This is a genomic window from Verminephrobacter aporrectodeae subsp. tuberculatae, assembly GCF_026127385.1.
In the GTDB taxonomy this organism is placed as follows: Bacteria; Pseudomonadota; Gammaproteobacteria; order Burkholderiales; family Burkholderiaceae_C; genus Acidovorax; species Acidovorax aporrectodeae.
The window spans coordinates 1,407,097-1,424,727 of sequence record NZ_QZCX01000003.1 but is presented as its reverse complement, the minus strand read 5'-3'; the positions used below and the strand labels follow the sequence as shown (position 1 = coordinate 1,424,727).

The window sequence follows — 17,631 nt, the reverse complement described above, 5'->3', positions numbered from 1 at the left end:
TCCGTAATTCTCGACCTGCGGATTGTACTGGCTCGCTATCGCTGCACGCCCTGCGCGTCCGCGCCATGGTCGGTGGGCGGGGTGCCGCGCGGCAGCGAAATGGTAAAGCAGGCGCCGCTGGCCTGCCCCTGCGCCGACACCAGCGTATCGCCCCGGATGCTGCCGCCATGCGCATGCACGATGGCGCGGCAGATGGCCAGGCCCAGGCCCACGCCCGGGGTGGCGCTCTCGCGTGCGCCGCGCTCGAATTTTTCAAACAGCAGCTCCTCGCGCCCCTTGGGCAGTCCGGGGCCGTGGTCGGTGATGCGCAGCAACACCGCGTCGCTCTGCGGCTGCGCCGCGATGGTGATGGCGCTGCCGGCGGGCGTGTACTTGGCGGCGTTTTCCAGCAGGTTGGCCAGCACGCGCTCCATCAGCACGGCGTCCAGGTGCAGCAGCGGCAGGTCGGCCGGGAGTTGCACCTCCACGGGATGTCCCGCGAGCGCGGACGCGCTGGTGCTCAGCGCGCTGCCCACCACCTCTTCCAGCGGTTGCCAGGCCTTGTGGAATTGCACCGCGCCGGCTTGCAGCCGGGCCATGTCGAGCAGGTTGTTCACCAGCGCGCTCATGCGCCGGACCGATTGCAAGATGGCGCGGGTCAGCTCCTGCTGCTGCGCGGGCAGCGGCGGCTGCGCCATGCCCAGCGTGTCGGCCAGCCCGGCCAGCGATGCCAGCGGCGTGCGCAGGTCGTGTGAAATCGCAGACAGCAGCGAATTGCGCAGCCGCTCCGACTCGATCTGCAGCGTGCTCTTTTGCGCCACGTCGATGTAGTGGATGCGCTCGAGCGAGGTGGCCAGCAGCGACGCGCAGGTTTGCAGCAAGCGCCTTGGCTCCACGCCCAGGCGCTGGCCCTGCGGCACGGCCACCACGAGCACGCCGCGCACGCGCATCGGTGCCTTGAGCGGCAGCACCAGCGTCGGGCTCGCGGGCAGGGTGTCGGTGCCATGGCCCGCGGGCTCGCCGCGCGCGAAGGCCCATTGCGCCACGGCCATGTCAACGGGCGCGGTGCCGCCGGGCAGCAGTTGCAGGTGCTCGTCGTCGTCGACCAGCACGAGCGCCGAATCCGCGCCGAATTCGCCCGTCAGGAAGCGTGCGCCGATTTCTGCGACCTGCCCGGGCAGGAGCGCGGACGAGAGGTCGCGCGCCATGTCGTACAGGCTGCGCACCCGGTGCGCGCGCAGGGTTGCGGCCTCGGCCTGTACCTTGAGCCCGGCGGTGAGCTGTCCGACCACCAGCGCCACCACCAGCATCACGCCGAAGGTGACGAGGTACTGCGCGTCGCTGACGGCCAGGGTCAGGCGCGGCGGGACAAAGAAGAAGTCAAAAAACACCACGCCCATGAACGCTGCCAGCACCGCGGGGCCGCGTCCATGGCGCAGCGCCACACCCACCACGACCAGCAGGAACAGCATCACGATATTCGTCAGTTCCAGCACCTGCACCAGCGGGGTGGCGAGCAGCGCCGCTGCGCAACAGGCCAGTCCTGCGATGAGGTAACCGGGCCAGAAGGGGTGCTTGCGCCGGCCGGGGGACGGGCGCAGCGACAGCCTGCGGCGCGGCGCGGCGGGTGCGCCTACCTGCAACAGGTCCAGGTCGCAGGCCAGCTTGCCCAACTGCTCGGCGAGCGTTTCCTGCCAGGGCCAGCGGCGGGTGCTGCGGCCCATCACCATGCGCACCAGGTTGTTCTCGCGCGCGTAGCGCACCAGCGCTGGCGCGCGCGCGGTGGCGGACAGCATGTTGCAGGCGCTGGCCCCGAGTTCCTGCGCCAGCTTCAGGCTGCGCTCGACCTGCGCCAGCAGTGCGGCAGACGGCGCCGGCTGGCCGGGGGCCTCCACGTGCACGGCATGCCAGGGCAGTTCCAGCTGCGCGGCCAGGCGGGCGCAGCTGCGCACCACTTTCTCGCCGTTCGCGCCCGGGCCCACGCAGGCCAGCAGGGCCTCGCGGTTCGGCCACACCGGCGTCGCGGTGCTGATGCTGGTGCGGCGGTAGGCGCGCATTTCGTCGTCCACCCGGTCCGCCGTGCAGCGCAGCGCGAGCTCGCGCAGCGCGAGCAGGTTGCCCTTGCGAAAAAAATGGGCGGCCGCACGCTCGGCCTGCTGCGGCAGGTACACCTTGCCCGCCTTCAGGCGCTCGAGCAGTTCATCGGGCGGCAGGTCGATCACCAGCACCTCGTCGGCGGCGTCGAAGAACTGGTCCGGAACGGTCTCCCATACGCGGATTCCGGTGATTCCGTTGACGATGTCGTTCAGGCTCTCCAGGTGCTGGACGTTCATGGTCGAGTACAGATCGACACCCGCGGCGAGCAATTCTTCGGCGTCCTGCCAGCGCTTGGGGTGGCGCGATCCGGCCACGTTGCTGTGCGCCAGTTCGTCGAGCAGCACGAGTCCTTCGGGGTGCTGCGCGCCCCAGGCGAGCGCCGCGTCGAGGTCGAACTCCGGCAGCGTGCGGTCCTTGTACGCCAGGGCACGCAGCGGCAGGCGGGGCAGGTCGGGCGCTTGGCGGATCAGCGCCTCGGTGTCGGCGCGGCCATGGGTTTCCACCACGCCGATGATGACGGGCAGGCCCTGCGCCTGCGCGGCGCGGGCCGCGGACAGCATGGCGTAGGTCTTGCCCACGCCCGCGCAGGCGCCGAAAAAGATCTTCAGCCGCCCGCGCCGGGCCTGGGCCTCCTCGCTGTGCAAGCGCTCCAGCAGGGCGTCGGGATCAGGGCGTGTGGCGTCGTCGTGCATTCCGGGTCATTCGCTGCTGCGCGGGGGCTGCGATGCGGTGTGCGCGTCGTCATTGTCGCCTGGCGCATTGCGCGCAGCGCCCGGGCGCGTGACCAGCCACCAGGCGAGCAGCATGGGCAGCGCGAGCACCAGCGTGGCCAGCAGGATTGCGAGCATGGCCGGGCCTGCGGATCATGGCTTGGCGGGGCGCCGGGTCGCGTCCAGCGCGAGGTTCAGCGCGAGCACGTTCACCCGGGGCTCGCCCAGAAAGCCCAGCCAGGGGCCTTCGGTGTGCTGCTGCACCAGCGCCTGGACCTGCTCGGGGGGCAAGCCGCGCGAGCGGGCCACGCGGCCGCTCTGGTAGTTCGCCGCGGCGACGCTGATGTGCGGGTCCAGCCCGCTCGCCGAGGTGGTCACGAGGTCCACCGGGACGGGCCGCGTGTTCTCCGGGTCTGCGGCGCGCAGCGCCTGCACGCGCGCCTGCACGGCGTCGAGCAACGCCGGGTTGCCCGGCGCCAGATTCGACCCGCCCGACGCCAGGCCGTCGTAGGGCAGGGGCGTGGTGGCGCTGGGGCGGCCCCAGAAGTGGCCCGGCGCGGTGAACGTTTGCCCGATCAGTTCCGACCCGAGCAGCCGGCCGTCGCGGCGCACGAGGCTGCCGTTCGCCTGGTGCGCAAACACGGTTTGCGCAACGCCCGTGACGGCCAGCGGGTAGAGCAGCCCGGTGAGCACCGAGAGCAGCACGAACAGCACGAGCGCCGGGCGCAGCAGGCCGCAGCGGGCGGGTGGCGTCGCGCCCGCATCGGGCGCGGGGTGGGCAAGGGATTCGGTCATGGTGCGGGGCTTTCGGAAATCAAACCAGTCCCAGGGCAGCGATCAGCATGTCGATCGCCTTGATGCCGATGAACGGAAGCAGCACGCCACCGAGCCCGTAAATCGCCAGGTTGCGGCGCAGCAGCGCGGCGGCGCCCACGGCGCGGTAGCGCACGCCGCGCAGCGCCAGCGGAATCAGGCAGACGATGATCAGCGCGTTGAACACCACGGCCGAGAGGATCGCCGACGACGGGCTGGCCAGCTGCATGAAGTTCAGCGCCGACAGCTGCGGGTAGGTGCCGACGAACGCCGCGGGAACGATGGCGAAATACTTCGCGATGTCGTTGGCAATGCTGAAGGTGGTCAGCGCGCCGCGCGTCATGAGCATCTGCTTGCCGGTCTCGACGATCTCGATGAGCTTGGTCGGGTTGCTGTCCAGGTCGACCATGTTGCCGGCCTCCTTCGCAGCCTGCGTGCCGGTGTTCATCGCCACGGCCACGTCGGCCTGCGCGAGCGCGGGGGCGTCGTTCGTTCCGTCGCCCGTCATCGCGACCAGCCGCCCGGTGCTCTGGTAGTCGCGGATGAGCTTGAGCTTGGCCTCGGGCGTGGCCTCGGCGAGAAAGTCGTCCACCCCCGCCTCGGCGGCGATCGCGGCGGCGGTCAGGCGGTTGTCGCCGGTCACCATCACCGTCTTGATTCCCATGCGACGCAGCTCGGCAAAGCGCTCCCGGATGCCGCCCTTGATCACGTCCTTGAGCTCCACCACACCGAGCACGCGCGCGCCGTCGGCCACCACCAGCGGCGTGCTGCCGCGGCGCGAGACATCGTCCACGGCGTTTTGCAGCGCGGCAGGAAAGCGCCCGCCCAGCGCCTGCACGTGTTTGCGCACGGCATCTGCGGCGCCCTTGCGCAGCAGGCGCGGGCCGGGCAGGTCGGCGCCGCTCATGCGCGTTTGCGCCGTGAAGTGCACGAACTGCGCGCCCAGGGTCGCCAGGTCGCGCTCGCGCAGCTTGAAGCGCTGCTTGGCGAGCACCACGATGCTGCGGCCCTCGGGCGTTTCGTCGGCCAGGGAGGCCAGCTGCGCCACGTCCGCGAGCTCGGACTCGGTGACGCCGGGCGCGGGGACGAAGGCGCTGGCCTGCCGGTTGCCCAGCGTGATGGTGCCGGTCTTGTCGAGCAGCAGTACGTCCACGTCGCCCGCCGCCTCGACCGCGCGGCCCGAGGTGGCGATCACGTTCGCCTCCAGCATGCGGCTCATTCCCGCCACGCCGATGGCGCTGAGCAGGCCGGCGATGGTCGTGGGAATCAGGCACACGAGCAGGGCCACCAGCACCACCAGACTCACGGGCTCGCCCGCGCCGCTGGCCTGCACGCCAAACACCGAGAACGGCAGCAGCGTGACCACCACGCCGAGGAACACGATGCTCAGCGCCACCAGCAAAATGGTCAGCGCGATCTCGTTGGGCGTCTTCTGGCGCCGGGCGTTCTCCACCATGGCGATCATGCGGTCCACAAAGGTCTCGCCCGGGTTCACCACCACCTGCACCACGACCCAGTCCGAGAGCACGCGCGTGCCGCCGGTCACGGCCGAGAAATCGCCGCCCGCCTCGCGGATCACCGGGGCCGATTCGCCCGTGATCGCGCTCTCGTCCACCGAGGCCACGCCGTCCATCACCTCGCCGTCGGCGGGAACGATGTCGCCGGCCTCGACCAGCACCACGTCGCCCCGGCGCAGCTGGCCCGCCTCCAGCGGCAGCCAGGTCATGGCGCTGTGCGGGGTGCTGCGCTCGAACGTGCCGGCGAGCTTCTTCGCCCAGGTCTCTTGCTTGAGGCCGCGCAGCGACGCGGCCTGCGCCTTGCTGCGCCCCTCGGCCAGGGCCTCGGCAAAATTGGCAAACAGCACCGTGAACCACAGCCACAGCGCGACGGCGGCGGTAAAGGCGTCGGGCGCGCTCGCGGCCAGCGCGCTGCTGAAGGCGCTGCCCACGTACACCACGGACATCACCGGGTTGCGCCACTGCACGCGCGGGTCCAGTTTTTTGAAGGCATCGCGCAGCGCCGGACGCAGCAGCGCCGGGTCGAACAGGGTGGGTTGCGTGCGGTTCATGAGCGTCTCGCGCCTTGGGGTTCGTCGGGCTCGTCGGGCTTACCGGGGCCAGAGCAGCAAATGCTCGGCCACCGGGCCCAGCGCCAGTGCCGGCACATAGTTGAGCAGGCCCACCAGCAGCACCACGCCCGCGAGCAGCGCGACGAACAGCGGGCCGTGCGTGGGCAGGGTTCCCTCGGTGGCGGGGGCGCGCTTTTTGGCGGCCAGCGCGCCGGCGAGCGCGAGCACTGCAACGATCACGCCAAAGCGCCCGAACCACATGACCAGCGCGAGCAGCGTGTTGTAGAACGGGGTGTTCGCCGACAGGCCTGCAAAAGCGCTGCCGTTGTTGTTCGCGGCGGACGACAGCGCGTACAGCACCTGCGAGAAACCATGCGGCCCGGGGGCCTGAATGCCGGCGCGGCCGGCGTCGGTCATCACGGCCACGGCCGTTCCCAGCAGCGCCAGCAGCGGCGTCACGAGAATGGCGATGGACACGAGCTTCATCTCGTGCGCCTCGACCTTCTTGCCCAGGTATTCGGGCGTGCGCCCTATCATCAGTCCGGCGACGAACACCGCCAGGATGGCGAACAGCAGCATGCCGTACAGGCCCGAGCCCACGCCGCCGAACACCACCTCGCCCAGCTGCATGAGCGCCATCGGCAGCATGCCGCCCAGCGGCGTGAAGCTGTCGTGCATGGCAATCACTGCGCCGCAGCTCGCGGCGGTGGTGATCACCGCGAACAGCGCCGAGGTGGCGATGCCGAAGCGCGCCTCCTTGCCCTCCATATTGCCGCCCGACTGCAACGCGCTGGCGGCCTGATCGACGCCCCAGCGCGTGAGCAGCGGATTGCCCTGCTGCTCGAGCGCCGTGGCCGCGACCACGCACAGCACGAACAGCAGGCTCATGGTCACCAGAATCGTCCAGCCCTGGCGCGCATCGCCGACCATGCGGCCAAACACCAGGCACAGCGCCGCGGGGATCAGCAGCACCGCGAGCATTTGCAGCCAGTTGCTCGCCAGCGTGGGGTTCTCGAACGGATGGGCCGAGTTGGCGTTGAAGAAACCGCCCCCATTCGTTCCCAGCACCTTGATCGCCAACTGCGAGGCCACCGGCCCCATGGCCAGGGTCTGCGGGGCCTCGGACTCCAGCGTTTGCAGCGTGGTCGCAGGCGCCAGCGTCTGCACCACGCCCTGGCCCGCAAACACCAGCGCGAGCACCAAGGACAGCGGCAGCAGCAGCCACAGCGTGGTGCGGGTCAGGTCCACCCAGACATTGCCGATGCCCTGCGCCGAATGCCGCGCAAAGCCGCGCACCAGTGCCAGCGCCACCACGATTCCGGTCGCGGCCGAGAGAAAGTTCTGCACCGTGAGCGCGAGCATCTGCGTGAGATGGCTCATGCTGCTCTCCCCCGCGTAGCCCTGCCAGTTGGTATTCGTGACGAAGCTCACGGCGGTGTTGAACGCCGAATCGGGGGCAATCGCCGCCATGCGCTGCGGGTTCAGCGGCAGCGCGGCCTGCAGGCGCTGCAATGCATACACCGCCAGTAGCCCCAGGCCGTTGAACACCAGCAGCCCCTGCGCGTAGCGCAGCCAGCCGCTTTCCTCGTCCGGCCGCACCCCTGCCAGGCGCCACAGCGGCGCCTCCAGCCGCCGCCCGAGCGCGAAGCGGCCGGCCATTACCGCGTCCATCGCCCACGCCAGCGGACAGGCCAGCGCCAGCAGCAGCGCCATGAAGACCGCCAGTTGCAGCCATGCCGCGGTGCTCATGAGAAGTCCTCCGGACGCAGCAGGGCGAGCACCAGATACACCAGCAGCGCCGCTGCGAGCACCGCGGCGAGCAGCATCCAGGCGCTGGCCATCATGACCGCTCCCTCTGGCGCGCCAGCCGGGCGCAGCCCTGCGCCAGTGCCATGGTCGCGAGCCAAAACAACCCGCCCAGGCCGATGAAGATCCAGTCCATGCCATTCTCCCCAAGACATGGCGCCATGCTAGGAAGGGCGGCATCAAGATGCGTGCAAGAGTGCGCGGCGGGGCGTCAAGAATGCATCAAGAGGGCGGGGGGCTACCGGCTCCCTCGTGCCAGGCGATCCCGGGTTATTACTGCCCGGGCAAGCTGGTCACGCACCGGGCCGTGACTGCACAATCCGCACACAAGTCCCTTGCCACGGCCATGATGCACAAGCGTTTCTCGACCCGCGACGTCCCGCACCAGCATGGGTTTGACCATGGGCTTGGTCATGGACTTGGTTATTGGCGCGAAGTCGTCGCCGATACCTATTTCAAGCTCCAGCTGCGCTGCGGCGAAGGGGACCGGTTGGACGGGCAACTGGACGTCTGGGACCTGAACGGCGTGCAACTGTCGCGCCTGCAATCGGGCGCGCTGGCCTATCGCCGCCTGCGCCAGCATTGCGGCGCGCAAGACCGCCAATTGCTCGTGACGCTGCCTTTGCACGGCGAGGTCGGGTTCTCGCAGCTCGGGCGCAGCACCCGCTGCGCGCCGGGCCAGTTCCTGCTCGAATCGAGCGAAGAGCCCTATGACTTCGGTTATCGCCAGCCCAACGCGATGTGGGTGCTCAAGCTGCCGGTCGCGGCGCTCAAGGCGCGCATCGGGGAGCCGGGCCGTTTCTGCGCGCGGCAGTACGACAACCGCCAGGGCATGGGCCGGCTGTTCCACGATTACCTGGAATGGGTCACGCGCCATTGCGACACGGACCACGGCAGCACGGCGCGGGCGCTGATGGCGACGCAGCTCATCGACCTGTTGGCGCTCAGCCTGCGGCAGCACCCGGACGCGTTGCAGTCAGCGCACTCGGCGGTGCGCGACGCGCATCTGGCGCGCATCGAGGCGCACGTGCGCCAGCATCTGTCCGACCCGGCTTTGTCGCCCGAGCGCATTGCGCAGGCCAGCGGCATTTCGCTGCGCTATTTGCACCAGTTGTTCAAGGACACGGGCCAATCCGTCGCGCAATGGGTCCGCGAGCTGCGCCTGCAATCAGCCCACGAGGCGCTTAGCCGCGCGAATGGGCGGACCACGGTGGCGCAGATCGCCTACGGCGCGGGTTTTGGCGACCAGGCCCAGTTCAGCCATGCGTTCCGCAAGAAGTTCGGGCATGCGCCGAGCGAGATGCTGCGTCCGTTGCGTGCGCCTGTGCATCCCCCTGCGCGCTGATCACGTAGCAGCCGCTGGCGTCGAGCCGCGCCTGCCAGCCCGGTTGCAGCACGATGGTCGTGGTCGGCTCCTCGATCACGGCGGGGCCGGCCACGGAATCGCCGGCGCCAAGGCGCGCAGCGTCGTAGACCGGGGTCTCGATGGCGGCCGAATCGGCGCCGAAAATCATGCGCCGGCGCGTGCTGATCGCCCTGGACGCCTGGCCGCCACTTGGCGCTTGCTGCAACTGCGGCGGCTGCGCTGCGCTCTGGCCAAGAACCGTGGTCCCGATGTTCACGACCTCGATCAGGCTGTCGGGCTCGTCGTAGGTGAACAGCTGCTTGTGCAATGCATGGAAAGCGGTCTTGATGGTGCCGATGGTGGCCGGGCCGACGGCCAGCGTACCAATGTCCACCGAGCATTCATGGACCTGGCCGACGTAGCGCATATCGATGCTGCGCCGCAAGGCGATGCGCTCGGGCGGGATTCCCTCTTGCTGCAAAACGGCCGCGCCCTGGCGCTCGAGTGCGGCAAAGCGCTGCTCCAATTGCGCGGTATCGGCGTGCGCGTCGAGCCGCATCGGCGCCGCGGCCATGTAGTCGTATTTCACGTCTGACAGGATCTGACCGAACGCGCACAGGCCCGAGGCCAGCTGGGGCACGAGCACCGTGCGGATGCCGATCTCGCGCGCCAGCGCGGTGATGTGCAGCGCGGTCGCGCCGCCGGCGCCGATCAGCGCGAAGTCGCGCGGGTCGTAGCCGCGCTCGACCGAAACGCGGCGCATGCCGTTGACCATGTTGTTGTTGACGATGCGGAAGATGCCGTAGGCGGCCTTCTCGACCGGGATGCCCAGCGGCCCGGCCAGATGCGTCGCAATCGCCTGGCGCGCTGCCGCCGCGTCGATGGCCAGGCGGCCACCGAGCAGCGACTCGGGGTTGAGGTAGCCGAGCACCACGTTCGCGTCGGTCACGGTGGGCAGCGTTCCGCCGCGCCCATAGCAGGCCGGCCCCGGGGTGGCGCCGGCCGATTGCGGGCCCACGTTGAGCAGGCCCATGCCGTCGATCCAGCCGATCGAGCCGCCGCCGGCGCCCAGCGACTCGACCTGGATCATCGGCGTGCCGATGCGGTAGCGCAGAAAGTCGTTGTCCTTGGTGACGGGGGTTCTGCCCTGGTGCGTCAGCGTGACGTCGAACGAGGTGCCGCCCATGTCAACGGTGATGAAATGCTCGATGCCCAGCGGCCGCGCGACGTGCCGCCCGGCCATCGGCGCCGAGGCCGGCCCGGAGTTGATCGCGTTCACGGCGCGCGCGACCATCACGGCGCGCGAGGCCATGCCGCCATTCGATTGGAAGTAGCGCACCGGCACGCGCAGGCCGCTGTCCTGAAAGAACCTGTCGATGCGCGCCACGTACGCGCCGAGCACCGGGCCCAGGTAGGCATTGAGCACCGCGGTCGAGGTGCGCGTGTACTCGCGCATCTGCGGAAACACCTCGGTGCCGACCGAGACGTAGACCGCGGGCAGCATCTCGCGCACGATCTCGGCCGCGCGCCGCTCATGCCGGTCGTTGGCCACGCTCCACAGCAGCGACACGGCCACCGCTTGCACGCCCTCGCGCCGGAAGCACGCGCAGGCCGCGCGAACGTCCTGCTCGTCGAGCGGCGTGTGCACCGTGCCGTTGGACAGCACGCGCTCGCGCACCGGCATGCGCAGATGGCGTTCGACCAGGATCTGCGCCGGCGGGTAGGTGTCGTCGTAGCGGTAGCCCTCCTCCTTGTGGCCCAGGCGTATTTCCAGCGAGTCCTCGTGGCCTGCGGTGCAGATCAGGCCGGTCCTGACGCCCCGGTGCTGGAGCAGCGCGTTCAGCCCGACGGTGGTGCCGTTCACGCACAGCGTGGTCCGGCCCAGGATTTCGGCGACGCTCAGGCGCAACTTTTCGGAGATCTGCGCCAAGCCATCGGCCATCGCCCGGGTGCCGTCCTCGGGGGTCGAGGTGGCCTTGAACAGGTGGATGCGGCCCTGGTCGTCGGCGAGCACGAAATCGGTGAAGGTGCCGCCGGCATCCACGCCCAGTCGGTAGTTCATGGCTTGTCCTTGCGCAGTTCGGGGGTGCTTGCCTCCAGGCGCGCCGGGCCGGGGCGGCCGGTCCAACGGGCGACGTCGACGATCACGCCGTACTCCTGCCCGGCAGCGTCCGCCGAGACGTAGCCATTGCGCACGTCGTGCACGACTGCGTCGATCGCGCGCTCGAGCGCCGGCCCCCAGCCACCGCCGCCGGGGTTCACGGTGCAGACGCGCTCTCCGGGAGCGATCCTGAGGATGGCGTTCTTGCGCAGCACCTCGACCACCGCGTCGCCCTGCTTGCGCTCGACGCGGCCGAGCTTGAGGTCGGCGCGTGCACTGCCGGCCCCCTGCGCGCCCAAGGCCGGAAAGTGGCGGCCTTCGCCGAAGCTGATCACCGTCATCGCATGGTCCAGCGGCTCGACCTCCCAGGCCGTGGCGCAGCCGCCGCGGTGCTTGCCGGCGCCGCCGCTGTCGCGGACCAGGCCGTAGCGGTGGATCAGGATCGGGTACTGGTGCTCGAGGACCTCGACGTCGCCCGAGGTCAGCGCGCCAAAGCAGCACTGCGGGCCGACCGCGTTCCAGCCGTCCCGATGCGCGCTGGCCCCGGCGCCGCCAATCAGCGAGGCCAGGACCATGGTCACGTAGTCCTCGTGGTTGCGCGCATCGTGCCCGGCGATGTTGATGCCGCTGGAATGGCACCAGGAGCCCACGGCGCGCTCCGGCGCGGCTTGCTCCAGCGCCAGGCGCACTGCATCGGCCAGCGTTTCCATCGGCGTGGTCGTGCAGTTCACGTGCGGCGCCGGCTCGGCGGCGTTGCACAGCGTGCCCTTGGGCCCCAGGTCGAGCGTGATGCAGCGGTACAGCCCCTCGTTGTACGGTGGCGCGACCTTGGCAAACATCATCAGCCCCAGGTACACGCCGGAATGCGAATTGCCCGCGTAGCTGTTGATGAAGTAGGGCACTTGCGGCGGGCTGTCGATGCGGATGCTGCAGTGGTCGCCGTGGATCTTCACGCGGGCATCGATGCGCAGATCGCCCAGCCCGTGGCCGGCGTCCTCGAGCACCGCGCTGGCCTGGTAGCTGCCGTCCGGCACCGAGGCGATCAGCGCGCGCATGGAGCGCTCGGCCATATTCAGCAACTCGTCCACGCAGGCCTGCACCTCGCGCACGCCGTACTTGTCGAGCAGCGCCAGCAGATTGCGCTCGCCGATACCGACCGCGCCAAACTGCGCGCGCAAATCGCCCTCCCAGTCGCGGCGCGAGCGCACGTTGGACAGCAGGAAATTGATCACGTCGCCCCGCGGCCGCCCCCGCTCCCAGAGCTTGACCGGCGGTATGCGCAGGCCCTCGGCGTAGATTTCCCGGGCGTCGGGGTTGTAGCCTGCGGGCACCGGGCCACCAATGTCCGCCACGTGCCCCTTGCAAACGCTCCAGAAGACCAACTGGTCCTGGTAGAAGACGGGCTTGTACATGCAGCAGTCGAGGATATGGCTGCCCATGAGCACCGGGTCGTTGTGGTAGATCACGTCGCCCGCGTGGACGTCGTCGCCAAAGTACGCCGCCACGGCCTTCATCGCCGGCATCAGGCCGCCGAGGTGGATCGGAATATCCTGCCCCTGAAGAATCATCTCGGCGCGGTGGTTGAACAGCGCATTGCTGTAGTCATGCGCCACGTTGAAGACGCTCGAGCGCGCCGTCTTCTCCAGGGTCAGCGTCATCTCGCGCTGCGTGGTCTCCAGCGCGCCGCGCACCACGGCGAGGGTGATCGGATCGACTCTTGGGGGGCACCTGTTCATGGGGAAGCTCCTGGCCGGGGCAGCCGACGATGGCTGCCAGCAATCTAAGCCCCGGACCCCGCGAACGCTTGTCGCTGCGTGCACAAGCCTTTGTGCCCGGGTGCAGCCGGGTAACTCCTGCCGGACCACCGCAAGCGCAGGCGCATGGGACAATGGCGCTGATTTTTCAGGCAGGAAGGAGCCCCCATGGAAACCACCATGCGCATCAGCGCGCTCGGGCAGGCAACCGGCGTGGATATCGAAACCATTCGCTACTACGAAAAGATCGGATTGCTGCCCGCCCCGGTCCGCAGCGACAACGGGTATCGTGCGTACGGCCACACGCATCTCGAACGCCTGGCGTTCATCCGCCATTGCCGGGCGCTGGATATTTCGCTGGCTGACGTGAAGCGATTGCTCGACTTCGTCGCACAGCCAGACGCCGACTGCGCAGACATCAATCGACTCATAGACGCCCAATGGGTCCGCGTCCGGGCGCGGCTCAGGAGCATGCGCGCGCTGGAGCGGCAACTTGCCGCGCTGCGTGCCCGGTGCAACTCCCGTCACCCCCCGGGCGAGTGCGGAATACTGCACGAACTGGTCGCCGCAGCCCACGGTGAGGGCTGCGCCTGCCATTCCGATACCAGCATGGCCCCCACGCTGAAATTCGTGACCAGCAACAGATTGGCGCGCAAGCAGGGCGAATGAACGCCAATATGCCGGCGTCTGGTCCCGTCAGATATCTTCCAGCAACGGATAGGGCAGCGGCTCGAGCGTGAGTGGCACGGCCGGTGCCGTGCCCACCTGCAGGGGCTGTTGCGCGGCCGAGGTTTGCAGCGACACGATCGCGTCCACGCCGCCGCCAGGCGCGCGGGCGGCCTGTACGACGGTGCCGCAGGGCTGCGTGGGGTCTGCGGTGGCAAACACTTCGGCGCCCGCGGCGATATCGACGTCGGTCGTGGCGTGCGCCACATAGGCGCGGCGCTTGAGCGTGCCGCGGAACTGGCTGCGCGCGACCACCTCTTGCCCGGGGTAGCAGCCTTTTTGGAAGTTCACGCCGCCCACGGACTCGTAGTTGAGCATCTGCGGCACAAAGGCCTGGGCCACGGGGGCGCTCAGCGTGGCCACGCCGCTGCGCACCTCGCTCCAGAGCCATAGCGCGGTGCTCAGCGCCGGGCCTGCCGGTGCGGGGTCGGTCGCCGGTGCGAGCCAGAGCGCGCGCGGCTGGCCTGCGGCGGGGTACAGGTGCACCAGGGTGGCGGCGCCGACGTCGGCCCGGGTCCACGCGGGCTGCGCGCCGTCGGCAGCGGCCGGGACCGCGTCGCCCGCGAGCCCGTAGAGGGCATGGTCTGCGCTGGCGTCGCTCAGCCGGGCCTTGGCGCGCAGCACGAACATGCTCAGGCGCGCGAGCGTGGGGGCCAGCAGGTCGCGGCTACAGACCAGCAGCAGCTCGGTGGGGTTGCGCCGGAAACCGATGAAGCTCGCCTGCATGCGCCCCTTGGCCGAAAGGAACGCGGCCAGGCGCGCTTGCTGCATGCCGAGCAGGGCAAAGTCCTGCGTCAGCTGGCCATGCAGGAAGGCGGCCGCGTCCTCGCCCGCCACGCGGATCACGCCGAGATGGGGCAGGGGAGCAACACCGTTCAAAGGAGCGTTCACGGGTTCAGTCATCGCTCAATTATGATGCCCGCTTCGCTTTCCCATTCGGTTCTCCATGGCGCTGCGCACGGCCCACGGCGCGTGCAACGGGCGCAATCCCCGAGATCGGGACAGCGCGGAACGGGCTCTGCCGGGCCGCCGGGCTCGCCCCCTTGAGGGGGGTGGCGCCGCACGCGGCTCGCGGGTGTTTCATCTCCACATCAAACAGGCGGCAGGTCGTGCGACGTTTACTGGTTGGGTTCCTATTGGCCTTGCTCGCCGCGGGCGCTGCGCTCTGGTGGTGGCTGCACCAGCCCCTGTGGGCGGGCACCGAGGCGCTGGAACTGGCCATCGAGCCCGGCACCACGCCGCGCGGCGTGGCCCGCGGCGTGGTGGCGGCGGGCGCGTCGGCCGACGCGCGCCTGCTCTACGCCTGGTTCCGTTTCTCCGGCCAGGACCGGGCGATCAAGGCGGGCAACTATGAGATTCCCCCGGGGACGACGCCCATCGGCCTGCTGCAGAAGCTGGTGCGCGGCGAGGAGGCGCTGCGCGCGCTGACGCTCGTCGAGGGCTGGAACTGGCGCCAGCTGCGCCAGGCGCTGGCCCGGGAGACGCTGCTTCGGCCCGACTCCGCCCATCTCGGCGACGCCGCGCTGATGGCGCAGCTGGGCCGCCCCGGCGTGGCGCCGGAGGGGCGTTTCTTTCCCGACACCTACACCTACGCCAAGGGCTCGAGCGACATCGCGCTGCTGCGCCGCGCGCTGCACGCCATGGACCGCCACCTGGCGTCCGCCTGGGCGCAGCGCGCCGCGGACACGCCGTTGCAGTCCGCGGACCAGGCGCTGATCCTGGCGAGCATCGTCGAAAAGGAAACCGGCCAGGCCGGCGACCGCCACCGGATTGCCGGCGTGTTTGCCAACCGCCTGCGGCAGGGCATGCTGCTGCAAACCGACCCCACGGTGATTTACGGCCTGGGCGAGAAGTTCGACGGCAACCTGCGCCGCAGCGATTTGCAGAGCAAAACGCCGTGGAACACCTACGTCCGTGCCGGCCTGCCGCCCACGCCGATCGCCATGCCCGGCAAGGCCGCGCTGCTGGCCGCCGTGCAACCCGCGCCGACGCAGGCGCTGTACTTCGTCGCCCGGGGCGACGGCAGCAGCCATTTCAGCGCCTCGCTGGAGGAGCACAACCGCGCCGTGAACCGCTATCAGCGGGGGCGGTAGTGCGCCGGCAGATTCAACCCAGGGCTCCCATGTCACGATCCGGTTTGTTCATTACGTTTGAAGGCATAGACGGCGCGGGCAAGTCCTCGCACGTCGAGGGCCTGGCCGCCGCCTTGCGCGCCCAGGGCCGCCAGGTCACCGTGAGCCGCGAGCCGGGCGGCACCCCGCTGGCGGAAAGGCTGCGCACGCTGCTGCTCGGCGAGACCATGGACGCGCTCACCGAATCCCTGCTGGTCTTTGCCGCCCGCCGCGACCACCTGCGCTGCGTCATCGAGCCCGCGCTGGCGCGCGGCGACGTGGTGCTCTGCGACCGCTTCACCGACTCGAGCTTTGCCTACCAGGGCGCGGGGCACGGGGTCGATTTCGGGGTGCTCGCAAAATTGGAGCGCATGGTGCAAACGGACCTGGTGCCCGGCGCCCGGGCCATGCGCGAGCCGGATCTGACGCTGTGGTTCGACATCGCCCCCGAGTTGGCCGCCGACCGACTGGCCGGCGCGAGCGTTCCCGACCGCTTCGAGGCCCAGCCCCTGGAGTTCTTTCGCCGCGTGGCGCAGGGCTACGCGCAGCGCGCCGCGGCCGCCCCGCAGCGCTTTGCGCGCCTGGACGCCGCGCAGGACCGCGACCGGGTGTGGCAGCAGCTCAGCAGCGTGCTGGTGCGCAGGGGCTGGCTGGCGAGCATGGCCGCTGCGCAAGAGGGGCTGGAATGAGCGCCGCCAGCGCCCCGGCGCCCTGGATCGCTGCGCAGCGCAGCCGTTTGCTGGCGCAGCGCGGCCATGCCTGGCTGCTCCAGGGGCCCTCGGGTCTGGGGCAGTACGCGCTGGGAATGGAGCTGGTGCGCGCCTGGCTGTGCGATGCGCCGACTGCGGATGGCGCCTGCGGCGCCTGCGGCAGCTGCCACGCCATCGACGTGCGCACGCACGCCGACCTGTGCGTGCTGATGCCCGAGGTGCAGATGCTGGCGCTGGGCTGGCCGTTGTCGGAAAGGGACCAGGCCGAGATCGACGACAAGAAGCGCAAGCCCAGCCGGGAGATCCGCGTCGAGGCCCTGCGCGACGCCGTCGAGTTCGCCCAGCGCACCAACGCCCGCGGTCGCGGCAAGGCGGTGCTGGTGTACCCGGCCGAGCAGATGAACACCATCGCGGCGAACACGCTGCTCAAGACGCTGGAGGAGCCGCCCGGCGAGATGCGCTTCGTGCTCGCGAGCGAGGCCGCGCGGCAGCTGCTGCCCACCATCCGCAGCCGCTGCCTGGGCCACCGCATGCTCTGGCCCGCGGAGGCGGACATGCTCGACTGGTTGCAGGCGCAGGGCGTCGCGCGCGCGGCGGCCGTCGCCTTCCTGCGTGCTGCGGGCGGGCGGCCCGACGACGCATTGGCGTTGGCGCAATCGGGCCGCAGCCCGGATGCCTGGTCGGCGCTGCCGCAGGCCGTGGCGCGCGGGAGTGTGGCGGCGTTCGCAGACTGGGCGCCGGCGCAGGCGATCGACGCGCTGCAAAAGCTCTGCCACGACCTGCTCGCGGCCAGCGTGGGCGCCGCGCCACGCTACTTTGCGCCCGCGGACCTGCCCGCAGCGCCGCCGCTGGCCGCGCTGAGCCGCTGGTCGCGCGCGCTGGCGCAGGCGGCGCGCACGGCGCAGCACCCGTTCAATGCGGGCCTGATGCTGGAAGCGCTTGTCGCCCAGGCGCGAAACACCCTACACTCCAAGCACCCGACCGCCGCTTCGCCAGCTCCGCAATCCCCATGAACAGCCCATCCACCGCGCCCCGGCCCAGCGTCATCCAGTTGGCCATCAAGGAAAAGGCCGCCCTGTACGCGGCCTACATCCCGTTTTTCACCGAAGGGGGCATCTTCGTTCCCACCCACCGGGAGTACAAGCTGGGCGACGATGTCTACGTGCTGCTGATGCTGCCCGATGACACGCAGCGCTACCCGGTGGCGGGCCGCGTGGCCTGGGTGACGCCGGCACGGGCGGCGGGCAACCGCTCGCAAGGGGTGGGAATCCATTTCCCCAAGGACGAGAAGTCGCGCGCGCTGAAGATCAAGATCGAAGGAATGCTGGGCACGGCGCTGGGCACCGACCGCGCGACGCAGACCCTCTGATCCCGGTCGTTTCCGCCATTGGCGGATCGGCCTCCCTTGTCC

General features: G+C 70.0%; 15 protein-coding genes. 6 read left to right on the top strand and 9 right to left on the bottom strand.

Annotation, left to right across the window (positions count from 1 at the left end; translation table 11 throughout):
* Positions 1-35: 35 nt before the first annotated feature.
* From D5041_RS21410 to kdpF, 6 genes are read right to left on the bottom strand one after another with little or no spacing between them, the layout of a single operon-like run.
* Positions 36-2,768: a DUF4118 domain-containing protein gene (locus D5041_RS21410; RefSeq protein ID WP_265285714.1), complete on the bottom strand. Its 2,733-nt coding sequence runs from the start codon at positions 2,766-2,768 to the stop codon at positions 36-38.
* 6 nt (positions 2,769-2,774) lie between these two features.
* Entirely contained in the window at positions 2,775-2,924 is a 150-nt protein-coding gene (locus tag D5041_RS21405) for a hypothetical protein (protein ID WP_010101474.1), read from the bottom strand.
* 15 nt (positions 2,925-2,939) lie between these two features.
* Complete coding sequence (kdpC, locus tag D5041_RS21400) at positions 2,940-3,581, bottom strand: potassium-transporting ATPase subunit KdpC (RefSeq protein WP_265285713.1); 642 nt, start codon at positions 3,579-3,581, stop codon at positions 2,940-2,942.
* Positions 3,582-3,600: 19 nt separating this feature from the next.
* The gene (gene kdpB / locus D5041_RS21395; protein ID WP_265282702.1) at positions 3,601-5,667 is read right to left on the bottom strand and encodes a potassium-transporting ATPase subunit KdpB; all 2,067 of its coding nucleotides are present in this window, start codon (positions 5,665-5,667) and stop codon (positions 3,601-3,603) included.
* A 39-nt stretch (positions 5,668-5,706) separates the two neighbouring features.
* Positions 5,707-7,416 carry a potassium-transporting ATPase subunit KdpA gene (gene kdpA / locus D5041_RS21390; protein WP_265285712.1) on the bottom strand — a complete coding sequence of 570 codons (1,710 nt, stop codon included), beginning with the start codon at positions 7,414-7,416 and terminating at the stop codon, positions 5,707-5,709.
* Positions 7,413-7,511 carry a K(+)-transporting ATPase subunit F gene (gene kdpF / locus D5041_RS21385; RefSeq protein WP_236610736.1) on the bottom strand — a complete coding sequence of 33 codons (99 nt, stop codon included), beginning with the start codon at positions 7,509-7,511 and terminating at the stop codon, positions 7,413-7,415. The genes kdpA and kdpF overlap by 4 nt, the downstream gene beginning before the upstream one ends.
* Before the next feature lie 269 nt (positions 7,512-7,780).
* On the opposite strand from kdpF, the gene D5041_RS21380 reads away from it, so the two are divergent.
* Entirely contained in the window at positions 7,781-8,818 is a 1,038-nt protein-coding gene (locus tag D5041_RS21380) for an AraC-like ligand-binding domain-containing protein (protein ID WP_265285711.1), read from the top strand.
* On the opposite strand, the gene capA is transcribed toward D5041_RS21380, so the two are convergent.
* The gene (capA, locus tag D5041_RS21375) at positions 8,730-10,880 is read right to left on the bottom strand and encodes a caprolactamase subunit alpha (protein WP_265285710.1); all 2,151 of its coding nucleotides are present in this window, start codon (positions 10,878-10,880) and stop codon (positions 8,730-8,732) included. The two genes, D5041_RS21380 and capA, sit on opposite strands and share 89 nt — an antisense overlap.
* Positions 10,877-12,655 carry a caprolactamase subunit beta gene (capB, locus tag D5041_RS21370; RefSeq protein ID WP_265285709.1) on the bottom strand — a complete coding sequence of 593 codons (1,779 nt, stop codon included), beginning with the start codon at positions 12,653-12,655 and terminating at the stop codon, positions 10,877-10,879. The genes capA and capB overlap by 4 nt, the downstream gene beginning before the upstream one ends.
* 198 nt (positions 12,656-12,853) lie before the next feature.
* On the opposite strand from capB, the gene D5041_RS21365 reads away from it, so the two are divergent.
* Positions 12,854-13,342 (top strand): Cd(II)/Pb(II)-responsive transcriptional regulator, encoded by a 489-nt coding sequence (locus D5041_RS21365; protein WP_265285781.1) that lies wholly within the window; start codon positions 12,854-12,856, stop codon positions 13,340-13,342.
* Positions 13,343-13,369: 27 nt separating this feature from the next.
* Here the strand turns inward: D5041_RS21365 and ygfZ are convergent, their stop codons facing one another.
* Positions 13,370-14,290: a CAF17-like 4Fe-4S cluster assembly/insertion protein YgfZ gene (gene ygfZ, locus D5041_RS21360; RefSeq protein ID WP_407702320.1), complete on the bottom strand. Its 921-nt coding sequence runs from the start codon at positions 14,288-14,290 to the stop codon at positions 13,370-13,372.
* A 218-nt stretch (positions 14,291-14,508) separates the two neighbouring features.
* Between ygfZ and mltG the strand changes: the two genes are divergently transcribed.
* Genes mltG through D5041_RS21340 form a run of 4 tightly spaced genes read left to right on the top strand, consistent with a single transcriptional unit; the run spans position 14,509 to position 17,589 of the window.
* Positions 14,509-15,492: an endolytic transglycosylase MltG gene (mltG, locus tag D5041_RS21355; protein ID WP_265285707.1), complete on the top strand. Its 984-nt coding sequence runs from the start codon at positions 14,509-14,511 to the stop codon at positions 15,490-15,492.
* 29 nt (positions 15,493-15,521) lie between these two features.
* Positions 15,522-16,199, top strand: coding sequence for a dTMP kinase (gene tmk / locus D5041_RS21350; RefSeq protein ID WP_265285706.1), 678 nt, complete (start codon positions 15,522-15,524; stop codon positions 16,197-16,199).
* On the top strand, positions 16,196-17,233 hold the full coding sequence (locus tag D5041_RS21345; protein WP_265285705.1) for a DNA polymerase III delta subunit-related protein: 1,038 nt from the start codon (positions 16,196-16,198) through the stop codon (positions 17,231-17,233). The genes tmk and D5041_RS21345 overlap by 4 nt, the downstream gene beginning before the upstream one ends.
* Positions 17,230-17,589 (top strand): PilZ domain-containing protein, encoded by a 360-nt coding sequence (locus tag D5041_RS21340; protein ID WP_010105140.1) that lies wholly within the window; start codon positions 17,230-17,232, stop codon positions 17,587-17,589. Before D5041_RS21345 ends, D5041_RS21340 begins: the two co-directional genes overlap by 4 nt.
* Positions 17,590-17,631 lie beyond the last annotated feature (42 nt).

Bases quoted from the DNA above. Each gene is read 5' to 3' on its own strand.
- D5041_RS21410 (WP_265285714.1), bottom strand. From the start codon at position 2,768: ATGCACGACGACGCCACACGCCCTGATCCCGACGCCCTGCTGGAGCGC.
- D5041_RS21405 (WP_010101474.1), bottom strand. From the start codon at position 2,924: ATGCTCGCAATCCTGCTGGCCACGCTGGTGCTCGCGCTGCCCATGCTG.
- kdpC (WP_265285713.1), bottom strand. From the start codon at position 3,581: ATGACCGAATCCCTTGCCCACCCCGCGCCCGATGCGGGCGCGACGCCA.
- kdpB (WP_265282702.1), bottom strand. From the start codon at position 5,667: ATGAACCGCACGCAACCCACCCTGTTCGACCCGGCGCTGCTGCGTCCG.
- kdpA (WP_265285712.1), bottom strand. From the start codon at position 7,416: ATGAGCACCGCGGCATGGCTGCAACTGGCGGTCTTCATGGCGCTGCTG.
- kdpF (WP_236610736.1), bottom strand. From the start codon at position 7,511: ATGATGGCCAGCGCCTGGATGCTGCTCGCCGCGGTGCTCGCAGCGGCG.
- capA (WP_265285710.1), bottom strand. From the start codon at position 10,880: ATGAACTACCGACTGGGCGTGGATGCCGGCGGCACCTTCACCGATTTC.
- capB (WP_265285709.1), bottom strand. From the start codon at position 12,655: ATGAACAGGTGCCCCCCAAGAGTCGATCCGATCACCCTCGCCGTGGTG.
- D5041_RS21365 (WP_265285781.1), top strand. From the start codon at position 12,854: ATGCGCATCAGCGCGCTCGGGCAGGCAACCGGCGTGGATATCGAAACC.
- tmk (WP_265285706.1), top strand. From the start codon at position 15,522: ATGTCACGATCCGGTTTGTTCATTACGTTTGAAGGCATAGACGGCGCG.
- D5041_RS21345 (WP_265285705.1), top strand. From the start codon at position 16,196: ATGAGCGCCGCCAGCGCCCCGGCGCCCTGGATCGCTGCGCAGCGCAGC.
- D5041_RS21340 (WP_010105140.1), top strand. From the start codon at position 17,230: ATGAACAGCCCATCCACCGCGCCCCGGCCCAGCGTCATCCAGTTGGCC.